Below are 22761 nucleotides of genomic sequence, written 5' to 3' on the forward strand. Positions count from 1 at the left end.
AACGGCAACGCCGGGTCTCCCTACCCTTCGAGGTGGTCTCGGACCACCTTGAAGGGTGTGGTGGCCTCGAGACTCGTCCCTGAGTATCTACGCACCACCCGTTTCTTGTCCCGGCGTCACGGGGCCGGAAGGAGGATCTTCACCTTGCCCGAACGCGACGAACTTCGAACCGGCTGGTCGACAAGACTGACCAAGCTCGCCGTTGCGGCGCTCTTGTTTCTTCTGCTGAGCGGCCTCCTGATCACCTTCGCGCCGTTTCAGGCGGCGATGCAATGGAACGTGCTCGTTCACACTCTGGTCGGCCTGGTCACCTTGGCGCTCATCGTTTGGTACTCCTGGAGCCACTGGCTCGACTACCGGTCCTACAACCTGACCGACGTCGTTCTGTTGGGATACCTCGCAGCCGCGGCGCTGTTGCTTTGCCTGGTTTCCGGCGGCGTGGTGACCTACCAGGGACTCTTCGCCACTCGCATGTCGCCGGTATGGCGCAACATTCACCTCTACTCCACCTGGGCGATGCTGGTTCTTTCGCTGCCGCATCTGTTGCTGGTCTTCTTCCGGATTCGGAAGAAGGTCGGAGGGCACTTTGCGCGACCGGTCATCGTGTCGGCGACCGTGTGGACCGTCCTCGGTCTGGCTCTCGTAGCCGGCCTGGCGTACTTGTACGCCGGACCCACCTACAACAACACCTTTCCCGAGGACTACAACTACCTGTACGGCGAAGACCGGCCCTTCGCACCCAGCCTCGCCTTGACGTCGACCGGCGGCGCTTTTGATCCCGATTCGCTGGCCGGCTCCGAAACCTGCGGCTCGGCCGGTTGTCATTCCCAGATTCTGGAAGAGTGGAAGCCGAGCGCGCATCGCTATTCGGCCATGGACCCACTGTTCCAGAAAGTGCAAAGCGTCATGGCCGAGCAAAACGGCCCCGAGTCGACACGCTACTGTGGCGGCTGCCACGATCCGATCTCGCTGTTTTCGGGCGCCAAGAACATCTTCAACGAAAACCTCACCGGCTTGCAGGGTTACAACGAAGGAATCTCGTGCCTGTCCTGCCACGGGGTGCGAGAGACGGACCTTCAAGGCAACGCCAATTACGTGATGACCCAGCCGGCCGTCTATCTCTGGCAGTGGCAGAAAGAAGGTGCCGGCAAGTTCTTCAGTGATTTTCTGATCCGCACCTACCCCGACAAACACAACGAGCTCAGCAAGCGCATGTTCAAGGCACCCGAGTACTGCGCCGCCTGCCACAAGCAGTTCATCGACCAGGAGGTCAATCGGGTCGGCTGGGTGCAGCTTCAGAATCAATACGACAACTGGAAGGCCAGCCACTGGTTCGTCGAGGGCGAGCCGGAGAAGACCGTCGAGTGCCGTGAGTGCCATATGCCCCTGGTCGCCTCCGAAGACCCCTCCCGCGGCGATTCGGTGGACCACAACCGCACAGCCGACGACGGTATGCATCGGAGTCACCGCTTCATTGCCGCCAACACGCTGGTGCCGGCGATGCTCGAGCTCGAGGGCTGGGAGGAGCACAACCGACTGACCGAGAAGTGGCTCCAGGGGACCTTCGAGATCCCCGAGATCGCCGACAAATGGCGTGAAGGCCCGGTCATCGAGCTGGCGGTCGAGACACCGTCGACGGTCGCCCCCGGCGACAAGTTACCGATTCGAGTCGTGATGACCGCCAGCAAGGTGGGCCATGATTTCCCCACTGGTCCGCTGGACATCATCCAGAGCTGGGTCGAGATCAGGGTCGCCGATCAGCACGGCAACGAGATCTTCTCCTCGGGCACCGTGGACGAGAAGAACTTCATCGAGCCCGGCAGCTTCCTGTTCAAGGCCGAGCCCGTCGATCAATACGGCAACCTGATCGACCGGCACAATCTCTGGGAGATGGTCGGTGTGCGCTATCGGCGTGCGCTCTTCCCGGGCTATTCCGACACGGTCGACTACATGGTCGATTGTCCGACCACCATGGCACCCGGCCCGGTTCGGGATCTCGCCCGGCTCGGCCGCGAAGAACAAGCCTTCGAGATACAGGCGCCCGAGCGGGTCGACTCCTACGAGGTTACGGCAAAACTCATGTACCGCAAGGTCGACCAGTTCTTGATCAATTTCCTCCTGGGAGAGGACTCGGGGCTGACCGCACCGGTGATCGAGATGAATCGCACCACGGTTACGGTCAAGGTGGGCGATCGCGTGGCCGAAGAAGCGTCGCCAGGCGAGGAAGCCATCGTCGAGGTGGCGGCCGGCGGGTGATAGTGTCAAACAGGTGAACGAGCCCACAACGCCGGCACCGAAACGCGTGATCGGCCGCCGTAAGCACAAGCTCCGCCGCGCGACCAAGCTGCTCCTGGGCCTCGCTTTTCTGAGCGTGATCGGGGCCTTCGTCGTCTACCGGGCAACGCGGCCAGAGGTTCGTCGGCCGGGCGAAGACCTGGCCGACATCACTCGCAAGCTGTCGGCGGAGCTGCCCCCCGATGCGCCGTTTCCCGAGTTTTCCGATGTCACCGAAGCCGCCGGGCTCGGCGGGTTCCGCACCTTCCTGGGCGAGCGCTCGTCGCAGCTGCCCGAGGACATGGGGTCCGGCGTAGCCTGGGGCGACTTCGACAACGACGGTGACGACGACCTGTTTCTGGTCGCGGCCGGCGGCACGCTGACCGCGCCGCCGGAGTCCTGGGCCGAGTCCCTGCTCTTCGAGAACCTGGGCGACGGCACCTTTTCGCGCGTCACCGACTTCCCCGAGACCCGTATCGCGGGGATGGCCGCCGCTTGGGGCGACGCCGACGGCGACGGTTGGCTCGATCTGGTCGTGAGCGGCTACAACAGTCTGATGCTGTTTCGAAACACGGGCAAAGGGAGGTTTGTGCGGGAGGAGTCCTTCGCCGACCTCCCCGGCTACTGGGCCGGGGTCTCCTGGGCCGACTTCGATACCGACGGTGACCTCGATCTCTATGTATGCGGCTACGTCAAGTACGAAGAAGACGAATCGGCGCCCCAGCGAACTTCGATGCAATCGGGCACCGCGGTGCCGTACACCCTCAACCCGGCCTCCTATGAGCCCGAGCGCAACCTTCTTTTTCGCAACGATGGCGCCGGCAGATTCACTGAAGAGGCGCTTCTATACGGCGTCGCGAACCCCGAGGGGCGAAGTCTCGCGGCCCTCTGGCACGACTTCAACGCCGATGGTCTCCTCGACGTCTACGTCGCCAACGACATCTCGGACAACGCATTGCTGCTCAATCGGGGCGATACCTTCGAGGACGTCAGCCTCGCCGCATGGGTCGCCGACTACCGGGGCGCCATGGGTCTCACCGCCGGTGACTGGAACCGGGACGGCGACGACGACCTCTTCGTGACGCATTGGGTGGCGCAAGAGAACGCTCTTTACGATTCACGGCTGGCCGAGAACACCGCGGCAGGCCGCACCCAGCTCACCTTCGCCGATATAGCGGCACCTCTCGGACTGGGGCAGATCGCGCTCCACTCGGTCGGCTGGGCGACCGAGTTCGCCGACTTCGACGGCGACGGCTGGCTCGACCTGGTGGTCGCGAACGGCAGCACCTTGGAGACCCAGGACGCGCCCAAGAAGCTCAAGAGACAGCCCGCGATGTTGCTCTGGAATCGCCGAGGCGAGTATTTTCACGACCTGGCGCCGGTCCACGAGCTTCTGGCCCAACCCCGGCTGGGCCGCGGCATGGCGCTCTCCGACTACGACCTGGACGGAGACCTCGATTTCCTCATGGTGGAGCTGGACTCCGGTGCGCGCCTGTTCAGGAATGAGATGCAGAAAGGCCACTGGATCGAGCTGCGACTGCTCGATCCAGGTCGCTCGGCCGGCCGCGGAGAAGGAGCGACCGCCATCGTTCGTGCCGGCGGCCTCGAGTTGCGCCGAACGGTGGGCGGGACCTCGTATCTCTCGCAGAGCAGCCTGACTCTGCACCTGGGCCTTGGCCGGATCGATCGGATCGACGAGATCGAGGTCCGCTGGCTGGGCGGCGAGACCGAGACCTTCACCGGTGCCGAGGTCGACGCCATCTGGGAGCTGGTGCGCGGCCAGGGCGAGGCTCGCTCGGCGGCGGCTTCGAGTCTCGCCGGCACCTCAGGAAAAGTTGCCACCGCACTGCCGCAGGATGACAAACAGCGCCTGCTCGAGTTCTGGAAGACCCAGCGAGCGGCAATGGACGCGATGAAGATCGACGGCGATATCGAGCGCGCGGCAGCACTGTTCGAGCGCGCGCTGGCTCTCAATCCCGATCATGGCGACTCGCGCTACTACTTGGGCAACCTGCTCTGGACTCTGGGCGACCGAGACCGCGGTCTTGCTGAGCTCGACGATCTGCGCAAGCGAGACCCGATGAGCCATCGTGCCCACAAGCAGTGGGGCGTGCTGCGCGCCATGACCGCTGCCGGTCCCGCCGACCTCGACGCCGCCGCGGCCGCTCTCGAGCGAGCGCTCGAGATCAACCAGGAAGGCACCGGTAGCCTGCTCGCCCTGGGCGAGGTCGCGCTTCTCCAGGGACGACCGGATGCCGCTCGGCAGCGATTCGAATGGGCCTGTCGCACGAATCCTCGCGCCGTCGGAGGCTTCTACTTGCAGGCCTACCTCGCTCACAGCAGGGGCGATTCGGAGGCGAGCACCGAGCTGCTACGTACGGCGCAGGTGGCCCGCGGCTCGGAGTGGAAACCGCGCGGCGCGGCGGCCGAAGGAGACGTTCGCCAGCGAATGCACGTCGAAACCAGCCCCTTGGCGCGTTTTTGGGAATCCTGGGACGGCACCCCGGACCCGGCAGTGGCCTTCGAGCCCCTCGAGGCTTTTCTTGCAGGCTAGGCGCCGCCCTCCCGGCTTCCGCGATACCCTCTGCGAATGCGACGCTTGATCACCTTGGCCGTGTTGGCGATCGCCGCCTACTACGGCTACACGGAGCTGCTGCCGCAGTTTCGCGCCTACCGGCAATCGCAGACGGCGGCGGAGCAGGCAGGAGAGGCCGCCGGGCAGGCTCTTCACTGCGTATCCGTCGCCGAGTCCGCCGCCAGCGACTTCGCCCTTGAGATTCGCCAGTTCGCTCGGCCGCCGGTCGACCCGGGAATGTGGTCCACGTTCATGCTCCAGACCGGCGGCCGGCTTTCGAGCGCGGATTCGGCCTGCCGCTGCCCACATCCGGCCTGCACCAGCGCGGCGGCCGCGCTGCTCGAACAACGCCGGCTTCTGAACCAGTTCGACGCCATGGTCCGCGGCGCAAGCGCCGGGCTGTCCAATCCGGCCAGCTCTCAAGAACGCATCAACGAGCTCCTGGCTCGAGCCCGTTCCGAAGCCGGTTAGCCGGCCGCCTCAGAAAAAGAATCTGGCCAATCCCTCCGACTAGTGCTAGACTTGCGTTTACGGCGTGAGCTTCGGCTCGTCGATGCCCGGTCTAGACAGTTACCGGCCACAGCGAGTCGCCTTACCAGCCAGACTGGTTCTTAGCCACGCCGAGGTTCCGAACCGCGTGGCCAGAGGAATGAAAGGGCGGTCGGCTCAGAAAAACTGGAGGCCCCTTGCTACCAACCGATGACCAAGCTGAAGCCATGACCGAGGAGTCAACCCGTCCGCGGCGGCGGCGGTCGCGCTCCCACAAGTCCGCACCCGCCGGCCCCGTTCCTCTGCACAAGCGGAGCAGCTCGCACTTCCAGCCCAGCGAACGGGACCATGGCACCGAGAGCTTTCAGGAAGGCCAGGTTCGCCTCGAAATAGAGGGCATGCGTGCCAAAGCCAGTGTCGAGGAGTCAGAGCGCGACACCTATCGCGTCGGAGTCGATTGGACCCGGGTGGGCAAACGCAGACTGCACACCTTCTGTGAGTGCCCGCGGTTTGCCAGCGGCGAGCTGTGCCGGCACATTTGGGCGGTCCTCCTGGCTCTCGCCGAGACGGGGCCAGAAAACCAGCCTCCGGGCAAGGACCGCCTCGGTCTCCGCAGGGATCGCGCGGCCAGCTGGGAGGACCTCGGTGTCTCGGCAGACCGCAACGAAGTACGGGTGATCCACAGCGTCGAGCCCGCTTCCGGCGGGCAAGGTGCGCGACCGGCCCGCTCCGCTCGAGCCCGCTCCTCGTCCGGGCGCCGTCGCGGAGCCGCGACCTCCTGGCGATCGCAACTCGCGTCCTTACGAGACGAGATTACGACCTCGGTGAGCCCGCCGGCCATGATCGCTCTTCCGGTCCGCCCAGCTCCGAGCATCCACTTCTTCATCAATACGGCCGTCAGCAACAGCTCGGGCAGTCTGGTGCTCGACGTCTTCGGCAGCACGCAGAACGCCAACGGAAAGCAGAGCAAGATGAAGCGACTCGGGATCGAGCCCCATAGGCTCGAAGAGCTGCTTCTGCCAAGGAGCCCGGGCAACGGTTCCTCCGGGGAGAGCGACGAATCACTGGCACTGATCACCGAGCTGTCGGCCGATTCCCGGCGTAGAAAGGCCTCGAGCCGACGCGGGCCGAACAAGAACAGCGACGGAATCCGCCGTCTGAGGCTGCCGCAGAAGCTCTACGAAGCCGTGCTGCCGCACCTATGCAATCAGGGGAAGCTGGGATGGTGGGACGGTCGCGTGCAGTCCAATCTGCATCCACTCTGGTGGGACGCCGGCACGGCCTGGCACCTGGCACTGCATCTCGACGTCAATGCCTCGGGCGGCGCCCGGTTGCATGGACACCTCGAGCGAGAGGGCGAGACCGTTCCTCTGAAGGACCCCGTGCTCCTGCTGGTTCCCGGTGGCTCCGACAGCACGACCGACAAGAACGGCAGCGGTCCCTCGCTGGTCGTTTTCGCCGAGTCGATCGGCCGCCTCGCCCTCGAGGCGGCCCGGGACCTGCCGTGGCTGAACCTCCTGCGCAACACCGGCGAGATCGTGATTCCCACGAAGGACGTCGAAGAAGCTCTGACCGAAATGTTGGAGCTGCCCGCTCTGCCACGTTTCGAGATCCCCGAAGAGCTGGAGCTCGAGGGAGAAGACTCGCCCCCCCAACCGCGCCTGGTCCTGGAGCCCGCGGCGGGCTCAGCCAGGATCAACCCGCCGTTGGAGGCCGAGCTGTCGTTCGACTACGGATCTCTGAGGGTCGGCGCCGAGGACTCGCGCTCGTCGGTCGTCGATTGGCAGGAGCGAACTCTCCTGAGGCGCGACCAGGACAGCGAGTATGCTGCTCTCGTGCGGCTGCTCGAGCTCGGTTTCCAGCCGGTGGCCGCGGGACACGGAAACGTCCAGGCGCTCGAGATCAACCCACGAGAGCTGCCCAGGGTGGTCGAGCCCCTGCTCGTCGAGGGCTGGACGGTCGAGGTTCAGGGCAAGTCGGTATCGCCGCCGAGTCCACCCACCCTGAGAGTCGAAAGCGGCATCGATTGGTTCGACTTGAGCGGTCAGGTCGACTTCGCCGGTGACCGGTTGGAGTTGACCACGATTCTCGATGCGGTCAAGCGTGGAAATCAATTCGTCGATCTGGCCGATGGCTCCCAGGGCTTGTTGCCCGCGGCATGGATGGAGACCTACGATTCACTGGCCCAGCTTGCAAGCGACGCCACCGACGACGGCCTTCGGTTTCTGCCGTCACAAGCCTTGATCGTCGACGCCCTGCTCACCGCGATGCCGCCGGCAGACGTCGATGCGGCCTTCGCCAAGCTGCGCGACAAGCTCAAGTCGTTCGAGCGGATCAAGCCGAAGAAGGAAACCCGCGGTTTCGGCGGCACACTCCGCGAGTACCAGCGGCGCGGGCTGGGCTGGCTCAACTTCCTGCGTGAGTTCGACCTCGGCGGCGTTCTAGCCGACGACATGGGCCTGGGAAAAACCGTTCAGGTCCTGGCCCTGATCCAGGCGTACCGCGCCCCGTCGAAGACCACCAAACTGCCGTTCCTGGTCGTCGCACCCCGGAGCGTGGTCTACAACTGGATCGACGAGGCCTCCCACTTCACGCCCAAGCTCAAGGTCGTGGAGTATCGCGGACCCGGGCGCGAGAAGCTCCAGGAGCACTTCAGCGACTACGACGTCATCGTCACCACCTACGGCACGCTGCGGCGCGATATCGGTTTCCTCGCTACCGTCGAGTTCGACACCGCAATCTTGGACGAAGCCCAAGCGATCAAGAATCCCGCGTCACAGACCGCCAAGGCAAGTCGCCTCCTGGTCGCCCGCCACCGCTTGGCGTTGACCGGCACACCGATCGAGAACCATCTCGGCGAGCTCGGGTCTCTCTTCGAGTTCCTGAATCCCGGACTCCTCGGCCGCCTACCGCGGCTCGAGGTTCTCACCGGCGGCCGAGCGCCGAGCAAGCTGGAGCTCGAGCACATCGCCGAAGATATGCGACCCTTCATCCTGCGCCGGACCAAGGCGCAGGTCCTGCCCGACCTGCCCCCGAAGACCGAGCAGACCCTGCTCTGCAACCTGCGCCAAGAGCAGCGTGAGCTCTACGACAAGGTTCGAGCGAGCTATCAGGTCAACCTGCTCGAACAGGTCGAGGAAAAGGGCGTTTCGGGCTCGGCCATCCAGGTCCTCGAAGCGCTCTTGCGCCTGCGCCAGATCGCCTGCCATCCGGGCCTGGTCAATCCCGAATGGGAAGAAGCGGGAAGCGCCAAGCTCGAGACCCTCTTCGATCAGGTGTCCGAGGTCCTCGACGAAGGCCACAAAGTCCTGGTCTTTTCCCAGTTCACCAAGCTACTGGCCTATGTCAGGCGGCATCTCGATACCAATGGCGCTTCCTACGCCTACCTCGACGGCAAGACGCGGGACCGCGGCAAGGTCGTCGAGCGGTTTCAGACCGACCCCGACTGCAACCTCTTCCTGGTCAGCCTCAAGGCCGGCGGCACCGGCCTCAACCTGACGGCGGCGGGCTACGTCTTCCTGCTCGACCCGTGGTGGAACCCCGCAGTCGAGGCACAGGCGATCGATCGCACCCACCGCATCGGCCAGACCCAGCCGGTGTTCGCCTATCGCATGATCGCTCGTGACACCGTCGAGGAGAAGATCCTCGACCTCCAGGGCTCGAAGCGCAAGCTTGCCGACGCCATCCTCGAGGGCGGCGGGGGCCAGTCGCTGCGAGACCTCACCGCCGACGATCTCAAGATGCTCTTGAGCTAGGTCGGGGGCGGTCGAGACGGAGCTCGACCGCCCACTTGCCCACGCCAACACGTTGCTCTGTTGCTTCGGGGCTCCTAGATCGGGCGCTCGACGAAGATGCCGCCGGCGATGTCGGACTCGAGAGCGAGTTGGGTCTCCCCCACCTGCACCACGTAGGTCGGCGCCCTCTGGAGCAGCGTGATCTCCGAGCCCGGAATCAGCCCGAACACGGCCAGCGCGCCTGGCCGTTTCGTCCCTGCGAGAGATACGACCCGGGCATGTTCACCACCCCTGAGCTCGGTAAGCGGCCGGCAGGTCTCGCAGAGCGCCTCCTCGGTCTCCTTCCGGCGACCAAACAGGCTCCGGAGCCAGGACACTCCTTCGGGCTGTTCCGGAAACTCGTAGTCACAGCTCGGACATCGCATCAGGCCGCACGCCGTGCGCATCGGGCAGCCGTGCTGGCACAGGGTATCCACGGCCTCGAACTCGAATCCGCAGAACGGGCAGACCAGCTGTCGCTGTTTCTTGTCGGTCATCGGTGTCTCTAAAACAGGCGTCCGAGTTGGTTGACCAGGCCTCCGACGAGAAACGCGAACGGAAAGATGAACGCGATCATCGCCCAGGCGACCCTCTGTCCGTGCTCCTTGGCGATCATCAGAAAATTCGCAAAGCAGGGCATGAACAGGGTGATGGTGATCATGGCGACGAAGATCTGGTGTGGCGTCAACAGCGGCACCGGAGCCGTCACCGCGTCGAGGATATAGACGGCGCCGAAGTCCCGGCGCATGAACCCGACCAGGAATGCGTTGGCCATCTCGGGAGGCAGACCCAGCCAGCCCGAGACCAGCGGCTGACTCCACCGAGCCAGCCGATCCAGAGTTCCCAACCGATCGAGCAAGAAGAGCACCGCCGTTCCGATCATAAACAGCGGTATCACCTCGCGCAGGTACCAGTTGATCCGGCTCACGGTCTTGACCATGATGTTCGAGAACTGCGGTCTGCGCATCGGTGGAATCTCGAGCACGAACTCGCCGCTCTCACCGCCGAAGAGACGCGAGCTGAGCCAACCCACCAGGACCAGAACCCCGATCATGATTGCGATCCAGGCGACAGCGCCGGCGGGCGTCAAGCTCGCCATCATCGCAAGCAGCACGCCGAGCTGAGCCGAGCACGGAATCGCCAGCGCTAACAGCAACGTCGTGACCACCCTTTCCTTCCGGGTCTCGAGGATGCGGGTCGTCATCGTCGCCATGGTGTCGCAGCCCAAGCCGAGCACCATCGGCAGCACCGCCTTGCCATTCAGCCCCATCAAGCGAAAGAGCCGGTTGACCATGATCGCGAGACGCGGCAAGTAGCCCGAGTCCTCGAGCAGGCTGAACAAGAGAAAGAACGTCGTCACGATCGGAAGAATGATCGCAAAGGCATAGGAGAGCGCCATCGTTATGGCGCCGTAATCGCCGACCAGAAAGTCGTGAACAAACCTCAGGACGGATTGGGTTCCGGTCAGCTTCGTCGCGGTGTCGACGGAGTAGTCGACCGACAGGGCGGGCCGGTCGAAGCTGCCCAGCGGAATCTCGTGGATCGGCGTCAAGGGGATTGCCGCCTCGAGCGGCACCGTCTCGGTGGGGTGGGAATGAGGAAACGGCAGCAGCGCATCGACACTCCGAATCGCCAGCGGACTCAGCCGCTGCTCGAACAAGCCGACTTCCAGAAAATCGACCAGAGTGCCCGCGCCGAAGAGGCCCACGAACCAAAAGACGGTCAATAGCGAGGCCGCCAGAAAAAGCACGCCCTTGACCGGATGCATCGCCCAGAAACCGAGTCGCACGCCCAGCGACGCGCGTCGCGGTTGCGAAATGCTGTAGGTCTCGGCCATGATCTCGCGGATCTCCGCCAACCGGCTCCGATTCCTCTCATAGTCGTCGTCGACCTCGGGAACGGGTTCGGATGGCGCTTCCCGCTTCGGCACCGCCGCCTCGGCGAGCGCTCCGACCAGCTCTTCGGTGCCCACCGAACGTGTCGCCACCGCCGGAACCACCGGTATGCCCAGCGACTCGCTGAGCCTGTCGACGTCGATATGGCCCCCGCGCTCTTCGAGCTCGTCATACATATTGAGAACCAGAACCATGGAGGCCCCGAGCTCGGCCAGCTGAAGGGTCAGGAGCAGCGCCCGACGGAGGTTCTTGGCGTCGGCCACCTGAACCACGGTGGGTGCCTCGTCCGCGGACAGAAGCTCCCGAGTCACGCGGGCCTCGTCGTTGCGCGGCGCGAGATCGTTCACCCCCGGCGTATCGATCACCCGATACGTATGGCCGTCGAGAACGGCCTCGGTCTCGACCAACTCGACGGTGGTGCCCGGGAAGTTCGAGACGGTGACGTAACGATCGGTCAGGTTGCCGAAGAGAACGCTCTTGCCGACGTTGGGGTTGCCGACCAGAATCACAGTGCGCTTGGCCTCGGCGCGCTGGTTCGCGCGCGAGAACGTGACGACGCTCCCGGAAGCTCGGGTCATGCTCCTCACCCTAGCAGCCATCAGGACACGACGGAGCGATTGCGCCCCTCCCGCTTGGCCCGGTAGAGCGCCGCATCGACCGCCTCGACGAACTTGTCGAGGGAGTCGCCGGGCGCCGGAATCCTCCAGCCGACGCCGAGGCTCACCGTCACTACGGGTGCGACCGGCGAATCCCGATGCGGAATCTCGAGCGTCTCGACATCGAGTCTGATCTTCTCCGCCATGCGCACAGCGCCATTCTTGGAGGTGTCGGGCAGCAGCACCGCCATCTCTTCGCCGCCGAACCGGGCCACCAGATCCGCCGGGCGAGAGATCGAGGACTCCAGAACCCCGGCCACCTTCCGCAAGCATTCGTCTCCGAGAAGATGTCCGTAGCGATCGTTGTAGAGCTTGAAGTGATCGAGGTCGAGGAGGATCAGACCCAGTGACGTACTTGCGCGCGCCGCCCGCCGCCACTCGGTCGACAGATACTCGTCGAAGCGCCGACGATTCGCGATTCCGGTGAGGCCGTCGAGGAAGGACAGCGCGAGCAGACGCTCCCTCACCTCGATCTGCTGCTCTTCCGCTTGTTTGCGCTCGGAAATGTCCTCGGCGATTCCCACAATGAAGCGCCGATCACCGATCGTCGCCAGGGACACGCTCAGCTCGACCGGGAAGGTCTCGCCACCCTTGCGGCGTTGCCGGCCTTGGATCACGGAGGCCGGCTGGCTCTCGAGCGAGCGAACCCAGTCCGACCAGTCAACCTCGGACTCGGCCAGGGGACCCTCGGCAATCACTCCCTGAACGGTCAAGTCACGCAGCTCGGCCAGGCTGTAGCCCGACTCTCGCGTCGCTTGCTCGTTGGCATAGGTAAAACGGCCGGTCTCTGGCTCGACAAAATAGATCGACTCGGCCGAGGCGTGAATGAGCGACTGGAAGAGTCTCAGGCGCTCCTCGGCCGCTTCTCGTTCGACGACCTCTCGGGAAAGGGCACGGTTGGAGCGCTCGAGCTGCAGGGCTCTCCGGCGCAGTAGGAGAAGAAGAGTGGCAACCCCTGTGGAAAGCGCCAGACCGCCCGCGAGCATGAGTCGAGGCCCTCGGGTACTGAGCTCGAAGTGGCCGGGCGCGGGTCTCATCACCACCGTCCACCGGCGTGCGCCGAAGTCGAAGCTGATTAGGTGCTCGAGACCGTCTCGCGGCGGACCCTCGAACCTCTCGAGCTCCGGCAGATCGCCTCCGCTCGCCAGGCCGGACGAGATATAGAGCCGACTCTCCTCAGGTGGAGCCGTGTCATCGAACACCGCGACGTCGATCTCGACCGGCTCGAGCAACGCCATCGCGCTCGAGATGAGATCGCCGACCCGAAAGACGACCGACGCGAACCCGGTCGATTCCCGTTGCCGGGCTGGTACCGTCTTAAGGTCGGTACCACTTCGGTAGATCGGCGCGATCAAAAGGAAACCGTACTGATTCCCGGTCTCCTGAACCAAGCGAATGCGGCCGGTAGCGACGATGGCACCTGTATCTCGAGCCTTTTCCAAGGAGACTCGACGGCTGGGATTCGAAGCCAGATCGAACCCGATCGCTGCTTCGTTGCCGGAGAACGGCTCGAGATACAGTACCGGAACGTACTCCTCCGCCTCGGCGGCGGCCACCATCTGGCCCTGGGTCGCGCGGTTCGTGAACCGAAACCCCGGGACGCTTTCGGCCGCCCTCCGCTCGACCTCGGATCGCCGGGCATGCGGCACCACCGGCGCCCAACTTACCGCCTGGATTGCCGGATGCCCCTTGAGCAGCGGTCGCGTGAAGTCGCCGAACTCCTCTCGGGAAACCTCCTCGGAGGCGGCGAACAGGGCGACAATCGACTCGGTCGTATCGACTCCATGCTCGAAAGCGCGTCGAATCGCCGAAGCACGGGTGCCCGCGGCCTGAGCGAACCGGCTGGTGACCTGAAGCCGCTGGTTATTGCGCGCGACCGAGTAGACCAGAAGTGACGCAGCTACGCCGACGACGAAGACCATGACCGGCAGCCAGACGGCGACAGCCAACCAGCGCGGTCTCTCGAGCTTCGGCGCGGCCTCCCCTTCGCCGGACATGCTTAAGTCTAGCCTGTTCTCGCTTATCAGCTGCCTGGATGCCCATACTCGGGGCGATCGAGATTCTGGATCCGGTGAGAGTACTCGGCGTCGCTGATGCCACTCTTCCACAGGTCGGCAAGACGCGCTCCCGAGTACCCGCCGACGAAGAGAACCAGAACCACCAGCGCGTAGGCGGGCAGGCCCACCTTCCAGCGCCGTGCGGCCCTCACGTCCAGAGCCTCGCTCACCGGGCAGGTGGCGATGCAATCCAGACACCCAGTGCACTCGGCGCTCGATACCCGGTCGAGCTGCGACACCGGCAAACGGGCCATGCAAACCTTGTCGCAGAGGCCGCAGTCGATGCAGGCGTCGGCCTGGCGGCTCACCTTGAACGGCGAGAACATCGAGACCAGGCCGAGAAGGCCGCCGTAGGGGCAGAGATAGCGGCACCAGGCGCCGTTGATCAGAATCGAGAGAACGAACAGGACAACGAGGACCGAGGCTCCGACCGTTCCCAGACGAACGAAGAAGAGCCCCATCTTGACGTCGGCCACTCGGTTGTAGGGCGATTCGATAAACGCCCGCAGGGCCGCGTCGCTCATGGTGACAACGGCGTAGACGAAAAAGAACAGGAGAAGATACTTCAAACCTCGGAGAGGTATATCGAGCCACTTCCAGGGCCGGAAGTTCCGTCCGAAGAGCGACCGGCCCAGCCGGGCCAGGCTCTCGGAGAGAAAACCCACCGGGCAGATCCAGGAGCAGAAGGACTTCCGGGCGACGAACGCGACGGCGACAATCATCACGAAGAGCATCGTGGCCGCGGGATGGACCCGATTGAGGGTGCCCTGATAGAACCAGTCCAGGAGACCCATCATTCCGCTAATCGGCAGAAAGCCCTCCACCCCCGGCGGGCGCACCGGCAGAGGCAACTCACCGGCGGCCGCGGCCCGGGTGAAGCGGGCGAACTGGATGCCCAGGACGACGCACCCAAGGGCGAATCCGGCCTGAACCATGAGTCGCAGGCGATAGGAGCGATCGCCTTTCTTGCCCACCGTGCTCTCGATCCAGCCCACGAGCCGGCTCGACTCGCCGCGATCCCCACGGCGCACGAGACGCATCCTCGGCGGCTTGTCTTCCCGGGAAGGCTGCCCGGAGATGTCCGTCGGCGGCTCCGTTGCCGCTTCAAAAATGCGCTTGGAGGGTGCCGGTCCCGTCATCGCAAAGTGGTCTCCGGCGCCCAAGGTACCGGAGCGGCCACACCGCACCTACACCCGCGTGGGTGAGCGAGTGACCTACCCTCCGGGTCAGTCCGCATCCGGGGGAAAAAGGGGACAGGCACTCTTTTTCCGTCAGATCGGACCTCCGAACGGCGTCTATATCCATAATGGAGCCGCGAAGCTCAGTCAGACCCAGAGGAGCAGAAACAACTTGGCGAGACTAGCCAGAGTCGTTGCGCCCGGGCTGCCCTACCACGTGACTCATCGAGGGAACCGGTGCCAGGATGTGTTCTTCGACCCTCAGGATCGCCAGATCTACAAAGACTGGCTCGCACTGTACTCCCGCCGGTACGGCCTCGAGATCTGGGCCTATTGCCTGATGACGAATCACATACATCTGATCGTAGTGAATCGCAAAAACGACTCACTGGCGCGCACAGTCGGCTGCACTCATGGCCGCTTCGCTCAGCGGCAGAACCGGCTCAATGGATGGTCCGGACACCTTTGGGCCAATCGCTTCTTCTCCACGCCCCTCGACGAGGCGCATCTGTGGGCGGCGGCGAGGTACGTCGAGATGAACCCCGTCCGCGCCGGAATCAGTGCTGAGCCCGCCGCGTATAAATGGTCGAGTGCCAGAGCACACATCAGCGGCCGCCACGATGCGCTCCTTTCTCCGGCGCGGCCGTTCCCAGGTGAAGTCCCGGACTGGTCTCAATGGCTAACTGGCAATCTCGACGTCGAGAGAGTCGAGACCATTCGCAAGAACACCGCGACAGGACGTCCTTCGGGCTCGGCGTCGTTCACCTCGGAGCTCGAACGGCGTCTCGACCGAAGACTCCGGCCCCGAAGACGCGGACGCAAGCCCAAGAAGAAAGTAGGGGATCTGCGCTAGAAGCACTCGAAGAAGGGCGCCTGTCCCCTCTTTCCGGTGGCCTTGGCCTTGACCGCTGGCTAGGCTTGACATATCATGACATGTCAAGAAGGAGAAAGGCATGGCAGCCGTCAAGATCAGCTCGAAAGTCGAAGAGGAAGTCTGGGAAGACCTACGCCAGCTGGCCTCAGAATCCCACCAGAGCATTTCTGGGCTCTTGACCGAAGCCATTCGTGACTACGTTCGAAGGCGCCGAGTTCGTCCGGAGGTTCTGGACCATCTAGAATCGTCGATGGCGGAAAACGAGGAACTGGGACGTCTCCTTGCCCGCTGAGGTCATTCGTTTCCTCACCGTCGACGAAACTCTCGCAGCTCACGAACAGTTGATCGAGCGCTTCGGCGGCAGCTTGGGCTTTCGGGATCTCGGGCTGTTGGAGAGCGCTCTCTACCGCCCGCAGACAGGTTACTACCGCGACCTCGCCGAGATGGCGGCGGCTCTCTTTGAGTCCCTCCTGCAGAACCGCCCTTTCCTCGACGGCAACAAGCGCGTGGCCTTCTTCGGGACCGACGTGTTTCTGCGCCTCAACGGATGGAAGCTCGAGGTCGAGCCGAAGTCAGCTTATGCCGAACTGATCGGTCTTCTCAAAAGCGGCTCTGCCGATTTCGAGCATCTGCTCACGTGGCTGCGTGAGCGACTGATCCGGCTGTAACGAAGCTATCCCCGCGTCGCGCTCGTGCGACGAACTCTCAAAAAGGTGCCTGTCCCCTCTTTTCCCGTGGAGGTCGAACGGTGTCTCGACCGACGACTCCGGCCGAGAAGACGTGGGCGCAAATCTGACAAGAACAGGGTTGCGCCCTAGGTAGGAAAACGGTGCCTGTCCCCTCTTTTCTGTCCAGGGGCCCTCTAATGGGTGGGTGTCCCCTCTTTTCCCCTCTGAGTGGCGCTGGCTACCGAAACCCCAGGTTAGGGCGGAGTGGCACAGGTGGCGTTGAACGAGATCGTCCCAAAGCTGAATACGCTGGCGCCGCCGTTCGCAGTACCCAGAGCCGCAGTGCTCGCCTGAGAAATGGACAGCGTGGACGTGTCCTGCTGAAGCAAACCGAAATCATCAAAAACGATGCACCGTCGTCGCAACTGATACCGGTCAGATCGAACCCGCCCGGTGTGACGGTCGGATCGTCCTCCGTCGACGTGTACGTCCCTGGCAGAAGATTCGCCACCACGATCGTCCCGTCATCGCTGATCGTTCCGGCCGCGTCGCCCGTGAACACGAAGTCGCCGAGCGCCCCATCCGGATCCGTCTGCTTCTCCACGATGATCGTTCCGCGTTGGGTGTTCGTGAACACACACGTCACTGTCTCGCCGGGTCCCTCCCTAATTGACTGAAGCCGAGGTCTCGAGCACCTCGCGCCAAGGAACCGCGGCCAGGCAACTTACAAAGTACATTGACAGATTGCGTAAGTGTGGCTACCGTCTCATCCTACTACCACTCGGCCGCTGGCGTGCCCGCGAGCCGATGCCACAGGAAAGAGGCGAGATGGGTCCAAAGAGGCGGAACGAAGACGGGCCAGAAAGCCTCGCTGCCGCCACAGCCGCTGGTTCTCACCCGCTGCCCAGCCACGTTCCAGAGTGCTTCTGGAGCACCCGGATACTCGACGACGGCACACCTCGCGTGCACTATGTAAGCCAAGGCTGGAAGCTGATCTGGGGATACGAACCGGAAGAGCTCCTTCGCGACCCACATCTTTGGCTCAAGGCCGTATGGCCCGAGGACCGAGTCATCGCCGAGGAGACATTTCAGGAAACAATCAGCCGGAAGGAGACTCGCGTCGCCCGGTACCGAATCCTCTCCAAGCAGGGCATGACCCGATGGATTGAGGACACGATGTCGCCGCTACTCGATGAGAGCGGCGAGGTCGTTGGCGTTGAGGGTGTCGCCCGCAAGATCAGCGAACGAGAGCTGATACAGCGGGCGCTCGAAGAACGCGAGGCGCGCCTCAACTTGGTCCTTGAAGCGAGCTGCGACGGCATGTGGACGCTGGACCTGAGCGCCAACCGTGTGACTCTGAGCAGCCAATGGTGTCAGGCTCTTGGCTACGGTACAAAGGAGATGGCCCGCCCACTGAGCTTTTGGGCAGAGGTCGTCCACCCCGAGGACAAAGACCGAAGGAACCGTGCACTCGAGGCACATGTGCAGGGCCTGACAGACAGCTTCGAGAGCGAACATCGGCTGTGCACGAGCTCAGGCTCCTATCGCTGGTACCTCGACCGGGGCCGGATTGTCGATCGAGACGAGCGAGAGCGGGCTCGGCGGGTCGTCGGCGTCAGCATCGACATCACTCAGCGGGTCGAAGCCGAGGCAGCTCTGAGGGCAAGCGAAGAACGCTATCGGGCCCTCTACGAAGACAATCCGTCCATGTTTTTCACTCTAGCGCCCGACGGCATTCTCCTGTCGGCAAATCGTTTCGGAGCCGAGCAGCTCGGCTACACCGCCAGTGACATCGTGGGCAAGCCGGTGGACGATCTCTACATCGAATCCGAGAAGCAGGCGAACCGCGCACAGCTCGAGACCTGCCTCGCCGATCCGCGCAAGATCCACAGCTGGAAGACCTGCAAACAGCGCAAGGACGGCACCAGGTTGTGGGTGTGGGAGACCGCTCGGGTCGTGACCGGCCCCGATGGTGGGCAGGTGGTTCTGGTCGTGTGTGAAGACATCACCGAAGCCCACGAGGCGTCCGAGAAGCTCTCATACCAAGCCGTGCACGATGCGCTCACCGGGGTGTTCAACCGGTACGAGTTCGAACGACGGCTGAAACGGGCCCTGGACAGCGCCAAGTCCGAAGGGGTCGAGCACGCACTTTGCTACCTGGATCTGGATCGCTTCAAGGTCATCAACGACACCTGCGGCCACGCGGCGGGAGACGAGCTCCTGGGCCAGCTCGCGGATCTGATCCAGAAGAGCGTTCGCAAACGAGATGTGTTGGCCAGGCTCGGCGGAGACGAGTTTGGCGTCTTGCTCGAGTTCTGCTCACTCGCGGAAGCACGCAGTGTGGTCGCCTCGATTCAGAAGGCCATCGCAGCGTTTCGCTTCGACTGGGAGGACAGCAGCTTCAGCATCGGAGTCAGCGTCGGATTGGTCTCGATTACCGACACCACCGACTCGATAGACGACGTCTTGCGAGCCGCGGATACCGCCTGCTACGCCGCCAAGGACGGCGAGCGCCCGCTGCCCTCTCCTAGTCGATATAGCCGAGGGCCTTGAGCACTTCGCGGTCGAGGTCGGCTTCGCCAGTCTCGGGTTCTTGCCCTGCCGTTGAAGATCGAATCCGCTCGAGGGCCTGCGACAGCACGCCGGTCATCTCGGCCTCCGAGGCCGACAGGTCCGTCTGCTCGCCGGAATCGGTTTCGAGATCAAAAAGCAGGCTGACGTTGCTCCGTCCCGAGTAGTCGCTCTCGATCTCGATCAGCTTGTACCGGCCCAGCCGGACCGCGGAGGCCACCGCCCGCCGCTTCCAGCGGGTGTCCATGGTGATCGGCCGGCCACGGAAGCCGGAAGCCCGCCGCGAGCCCATTAGCAGCGGCGCCAGGCTGCGACCGTCCAGATTCATCTGCTCCACCGAGTCACCGATCCCGGCGACTTCGAGAATCGTCGGCAGGATATCCAGCAGCGACACCGGCAGCTCGAGCTCGGCCCGCGCACTCTGACCCGGCAGTTTGACCCAGAGCGGAACGCGCACGACTTCCTCGAACAGCGAGTAGCCGTGGCCGAAACCGTCGTGATCGAACAACTCCTCGCCGTGATCCGAGGTCAAAATGACCAGGGAATCCCCGTAAAGGCCTTCTTTCTCGAGCATCTCGAGCAACCGGCTGACCGCATCCATGCTGTAGCGAACCGCCGTGTCGTACTGATCGGTCAAGCTCGCCAGGTACTCGTCCGTCACCCTCTGCCGGGCGGCGATGTCGCCGTCCTTCAAGATCGCGGTCATCAACTCGTCGTTGTAGTCGGAAGTCCGGCTTGGAGCGGACCCCAGGAGGTCGGCGCGATGCTCTTCGGGCACCCGGTAGGGTCCATGGCAGTTCATCGGCTGAAAATAGAGAAAGGCCGGCTGCCGCCGCTGCCTGCCCTCGTCGAGCCAGGAGGCGACCTGTTCGAGCATCAGTCCGATGTCGGGATAGACCAGGACCTTCCCTTCGTGCCCCCGGAAGTGATCGAAGCCACGGTCGAAGCCCGTCTTGGCGCCGATGAACAGATTGCCGCTAAAGCCCGCGGTTTGCCAACCGGCCTCGGAGAGCAAGCCGGCCAGCGTGTCGAGCTCGGCGGGCAGAATCGTGCTCTGCTTGACGACGCCGTGCCGACTCGGCAAGAGGCCGGTAAAGAGCGAAGCGACACTCGGCTGGGTCCAGGACGAAGTCGAGTAGGCCGCCGAGAACAGGCTCGACTCGGCGGTGAATCTCTCCAAAGCCGGACTCGTTGAACGCTCGTATCCGTACTGCGTCAGATGGTCCGCGCGCAGCGTGTCGACCACGATCACGATGACATTCGGTGTCCTGGAACGACCGGCCTCGGCGCACGAACCGACAAGACAGAGGCTCACCAGCGCGAGAACAAAGCGGACATAAAGGTGCCTGTCCCTTTTTTTCTTTCTTTTCTCCACGGCTGGCATCGGCTGAGGCTCCGAAGCGGCCGGCTTCGCAGCAGAGGGAAGATCATAATAGAGTCAATCGGGCTATGGCGATCACCAGACGCGACTTCCTCGTGGGAACCGGAGCGGCCCTGGCGTCCACCGCCGTTGGCTGCAACGGTACGAGCACGCTGGCCGGCGAATACGACCTTTGCATCATTGGCTCGGGCTTTGCCGGCACCTATCTGGGTCTGCGCGCGGTCGACAGCGGTCTTCGAACGGTCATCGTCGAAGCCGGCTCGCGTCCACGGAGAGGCGGCTCGCTGGAATCTCTCGAAGAGTCCTTCAAGTTCCGGAGCCGCGGCGCCACGAGCTATCCCGTCAACGGCACGCGGGCCATCGCGGTGGGAGGAGCCAGCCGGCACTGGGGCGGGGTCACGACCCGGCTCTGGCCCGAGGACTTCCGAATGAAATCGGAGTTCGGCCGGTTGATCGACTGGCCAATCGCCTTCGACGACCTCGTTTCCTACTACTGCGAGTCGGAGCGCCTGTTGCTCGCCAAGGGTTACCCGACCGTGACCGGAGCCGAGCCCTCTCGCAACTGCTCCTATCCTCAGGAGAAAGACGGCGCCTATCGCGACCCGGGAGTCCGAATCGAGGGCAAGGGGGTCGCCTATTTCCCAGTCGCCCATTCTCGCCGGGGCGGAAACTACGCCCTCAAGCTGCTCGACGAGGAGATTCCGAGTTTCGTTCAGTCGGATCTCGGCACCCTGATCGAGGACCAGCAGGTCACGAATATCGTGACCCTCGACGGCGAGACCATCGATCACGTCGAGCTCCGCGGCCTTGCCGGCCGGTCCGGGAAGCTCCACGCTCGAGCCTTCGTGGTTGCGGCGGGCGTGGTCGAGAGTGCCCGCCTGCTGCTCGCCTCCGAGTCGTCTTGGTTTCCGAACGGACTCGGCAACCGACACGCTCAGGTCGGGCACTACTTCAACGTTCATCCCAGTCTGCAGACCAAGTTCGACCTGCGCTCCGACCTCGACCTCCCGGCTGGACATCATCGCACCTGCAGCTTGAACACGGAGTATCGGCAAGAGGGAATCAATGCCTGCCAGCTCCAGCTCGACGTCCTGGCCAACGGCGCGGCGCGGTGGAAGGCCCAGCCGGAGATCGAGCCCAACTACGAGAGCTACGTCACCTTGAGCAAGACCCTGACCGACGTGAACGGCGTTCCCCTGCCCGAGCTTCACTTCGGCTACTCCGAGCAGGATCAGCGCACCCTCGAGCGCAACTATCTGAGCCTTGAGGCGGCGAAGCGCGAGCTCGCCGCGCCGGGCGGAAACGTCAAGGACCACGATCGCTGGCGAGCCCACCCCGCCGGTACCTGTCGGATGAGCTTCGACGAAGAGACCGGAGTCGTCGATCGCGACAACCGGGTCTTCGGGCTCGACAACCTGTACGTGTCTGGAGCCTGCACGTTCCCGACCTCGGGAACGGCCAACCCCACCAACACGGTGGTCGCCATGACCCTCCGTCTGGCCGACCACATACAAGACCGACTGGCCTGACCGCGGCAGCGGAACATCTTGGTGGCCCCTCGACAAGCGCCCCCGTCGGGTAGCATGCGCTGGTGGTAGTGCACCCCCCTTCGAAACTGCTGCTTCTTCTCGAAGGCCGAGCGATGGGAGAGTTGGCGACGACTCTTCTCCTGCGCCCGCTCCTGCGGCGGCTCGAGCGCGGCGACGGGCACCCGGTGCTGCTGCTTCCGGGCTTCATGGCCAGCGATCTCTCTACGCGCCCACTCAGACGATTCCTGCGCGACCTGGGCTACTCGGCGCATCGTTGGGCGTTGGGCCGCAATCTGGGACCCCAGGGAGATCTCGAGGAGCGAATGGCAGAGCGCCTCGACGAAGTCTACGACCGGCACGGCCGGCGGGTGAGCCTGGTCGGATGGAGCCTGGGTGGCGTCTACGCCCGGGTCATGGCCAACCGGCGCCCCGACCAGGTCCGCAGCGTCATTTCTCTCGGAAGTCCTATCAACGGCGATCCCGAATCGACCAATAGCGCTCGGCTCTTCGAGCTCGTCACCCGCGAACGAATCGAGGACATCGCGCCCGAGCGGATCGCCGAGGTGCAAAAGACACCCCCCGTCCCGACGACTTCAGTCTTCAGCCGCACCGACGGTGTTACCTCGTGGCGCGCATCGATCGAAGCCGAAGGTCCACAGGCCGAGAGCATCGAAGTTCCGGGCAGTCATCTCGGTCTCGGCTTCAACCCTCTGGTCTTGTGCGTGATCGCCGATCGGCTGGCGCAGCCGGAGGCCAACTGGAAGCCGTTCTTCCGGCCCGGAGTCGTTCACCCTCCGGGCCTTCGGCGACCTGAGGAAGCTCGCCTCAGCGAAGGCTGACC

15 protein-coding genes are annotated in these 22761 nt (G+C 63.9%); 10 read left to right on the forward strand and 5 right to left on the reverse strand.

The genetic code is table 11. From position 1 onward, the window contains the following. Positions 1-144 precede the first annotated feature (144 nt). The 4 genes from GY769_24895 (at position 145) to GY769_24910 (ending at position 9093) form a co-directional block, all read left to right on the forward strand. Positions 145-2256, forward strand: a complete 2112-nt coding sequence (locus GY769_24895) for a hypothetical protein (protein ID MCP4205161.1) — start codon at positions 145-147, stop codon at positions 2254-2256. A 13-nt stretch (positions 2257-2269) separates the two neighbouring features. Continuing rightward, entirely contained in the window at positions 2270-4828 is a 2559-nt protein-coding gene (locus GY769_24900; protein ID MCP4205162.1) for a tetratricopeptide repeat protein, read from the forward strand. A 36-nt stretch (positions 4829-4864) separates the two neighbouring features. Continuing rightward, entirely contained in the window at positions 4865-5320 is a 456-nt protein-coding gene (locus tag GY769_24905) for a hypothetical protein (protein MCP4205163.1), read from the forward strand. 245 nt (positions 5321-5565) lie between these two features. Further along, complete coding sequence (locus GY769_24910; protein ID MCP4205164.1) at positions 5566-9093, forward strand: DEAD/DEAH box helicase family protein; 3528 nt, start codon at positions 5566-5568, stop codon at positions 9091-9093. Positions 9094-9167: 74 nt separating this feature from the next. Here GY769_24910 and GY769_24915 read toward each other — a convergent pair whose 3' ends face one another. Genes GY769_24915 through GY769_24930 form a run of 4 tightly spaced genes read right to left on the reverse strand, consistent with a single transcriptional unit; the run spans position 9168 to position 14858 of the window. After that, positions 9168-9608, reverse strand: coding sequence for a ferrous iron transport protein A (locus tag GY769_24915; protein MCP4205165.1), 441 nt, complete (start codon positions 9606-9608; stop codon positions 9168-9170). An 8-nt stretch (positions 9609-9616) separates the two neighbouring features. Beyond that, positions 9617-11584 carry a ferrous iron transporter B gene (locus GY769_24920; GenBank protein ID MCP4205166.1) on the reverse strand — a complete coding sequence of 656 codons (1968 nt, stop codon included), beginning with the start codon at positions 11582-11584 and terminating at the stop codon, positions 9617-9619. Between the two features lie 20 nt (positions 11585-11604). Next, positions 11605-13659, reverse strand: coding sequence for a diguanylate cyclase (locus tag GY769_24925; GenBank protein ID MCP4205167.1), 2055 nt, complete (start codon positions 13657-13659; stop codon positions 11605-11607). 26 nt (positions 13660-13685) lie between these two features. Next, positions 13686-14858 (reverse strand): 4Fe-4S binding protein, encoded by a 1173-nt coding sequence (locus GY769_24930; GenBank protein ID MCP4205168.1) that lies wholly within the window; start codon positions 14856-14858, stop codon positions 13686-13688. Positions 14859-15069: 211 nt separating this feature from the next. On the opposite strand from GY769_24930, the gene GY769_24935 reads away from it, so the two are divergent. The 4 genes from GY769_24935 (at position 15070) to GY769_24950 (ending at position 18992) form a co-directional block, all read left to right on the forward strand. Next, positions 15070-15750, forward strand: coding sequence for a transposase (locus tag GY769_24935; protein MCP4205169.1), 681 nt, complete (start codon positions 15070-15072; stop codon positions 15748-15750). Between the two features lie 100 nt (positions 15751-15850). Further along, positions 15851-16063 carry a hypothetical protein gene (locus tag GY769_24940; GenBank protein MCP4205170.1) on the forward strand — a complete coding sequence of 71 codons (213 nt, stop codon included), beginning with the start codon at positions 15851-15853 and terminating at the stop codon, positions 16061-16063. A 4-nt stretch (positions 16064-16067) separates the two neighbouring features. Beyond that, positions 16068-16439: a type II toxin-antitoxin system death-on-curing family toxin gene (locus GY769_24945; protein MCP4205171.1), complete on the forward strand. Its 372-nt coding sequence runs from the start codon at positions 16068-16070 to the stop codon at positions 16437-16439. 828 nt (positions 16440-17267) lie between these two features. After that, the gene (locus GY769_24950) at positions 17268-18992 is read left to right on the forward strand and encodes a PAS domain S-box protein (GenBank protein MCP4205172.1); all 1725 of its coding nucleotides are present in this window, start codon (positions 17268-17270) and stop codon (positions 18990-18992) included. On the opposite strand, the gene GY769_24955 is transcribed toward GY769_24950, so the two are convergent. Beyond that, a complete protein-coding gene (locus tag GY769_24955) occupies positions 18967-20394 on the reverse strand; it encodes a sulfatase (protein MCP4205173.1) in 1428 nt (475 codons plus the stop codon). The two genes, GY769_24950 and GY769_24955, sit on opposite strands and share 26 nt — an antisense overlap. 65 nt (positions 20395-20459) lie before the next feature. Here GY769_24955 and GY769_24960 point away from each other — a divergent pair, with 65 nt between their 5' ends. Further along, positions 20460-21920 carry a GMC family oxidoreductase gene (locus GY769_24960; GenBank protein ID MCP4205174.1) on the forward strand — a complete coding sequence of 487 codons (1461 nt, stop codon included), beginning with the start codon at positions 20460-20462 and terminating at the stop codon, positions 21918-21920. Positions 21921-22033: 113 nt separating this feature from the next. After that, positions 22034-22759, forward strand: coding sequence for an alpha/beta hydrolase (locus GY769_24965; protein ID MCP4205175.1), 726 nt, complete (start codon positions 22034-22036; stop codon positions 22757-22759). Positions 22760-22761 lie beyond the last annotated feature (2 nt).

It is taken from the genome of bacterium (assembly GCA_024224155.1).
Lineage (GTDB): Bacteria > Acidobacteriota > Thermoanaerobaculia > Multivoradales > JAHEKO01 > CALZIK01.

Excerpts from the sequence above, each read along its gene's own strand:
- GY769_24905 (MCP4205163.1), top strand. The coding sequence starts at position 4,865 with ATGCGACGCTTGATCACCTTGGCCGTGTTGGCGATCGCCGCCTACTAC.
- GY769_24910 (MCP4205164.1), top strand. The coding sequence starts at position 5,566 with ATGACCGAGGAGTCAACCCGTCCGCGGCGGCGGCGGTCGCGCTCCCAC.
- GY769_24915 (MCP4205165.1), bottom strand. The coding sequence starts at position 9,608 with ATGACCGACAAGAAACAGCGACAGCTGGTCTGCCCGTTCTGCGGATTC.
- GY769_24920 (MCP4205166.1), bottom strand. The coding sequence starts at position 11,584 with ATGACCCGAGCTTCCGGGAGCGTCGTCACGTTCTCGCGCGCGAACCAG.
- GY769_24925 (MCP4205167.1), bottom strand. The coding sequence starts at position 13,659 with ATGTCCGGCGAAGGGGAGGCCGCGCCGAAGCTCGAGAGACCGCGCTGG.
- GY769_24930 (MCP4205168.1), bottom strand. The coding sequence starts at position 14,858 with ATGACGGGACCGGCACCCTCCAAGCGCATTTTTGAAGCGGCAACGGAG.
- GY769_24940 (MCP4205170.1), top strand. The coding sequence starts at position 15,851 with ATGGCAGCCGTCAAGATCAGCTCGAAAGTCGAAGAGGAAGTCTGGGAA.
- GY769_24950 (MCP4205172.1), top strand. The coding sequence starts at position 17,268 with ATGGGTCCAAAGAGGCGGAACGAAGACGGGCCAGAAAGCCTCGCTGCC.
- GY769_24955 (MCP4205173.1), bottom strand. The coding sequence starts at position 20,394 with ATGCCAGCCGTGGAGAAAAGAAAGAAAAAAAGGGACAGGCACCTTTAT.
- GY769_24960 (MCP4205174.1), top strand. The coding sequence starts at position 20,460 with ATGGCGATCACCAGACGCGACTTCCTCGTGGGAACCGGAGCGGCCCTG.
- GY769_24965 (MCP4205175.1), top strand. The coding sequence starts at position 22,034 with ATGGGAGAGTTGGCGACGACTCTTCTCCTGCGCCCGCTCCTGCGGCGG.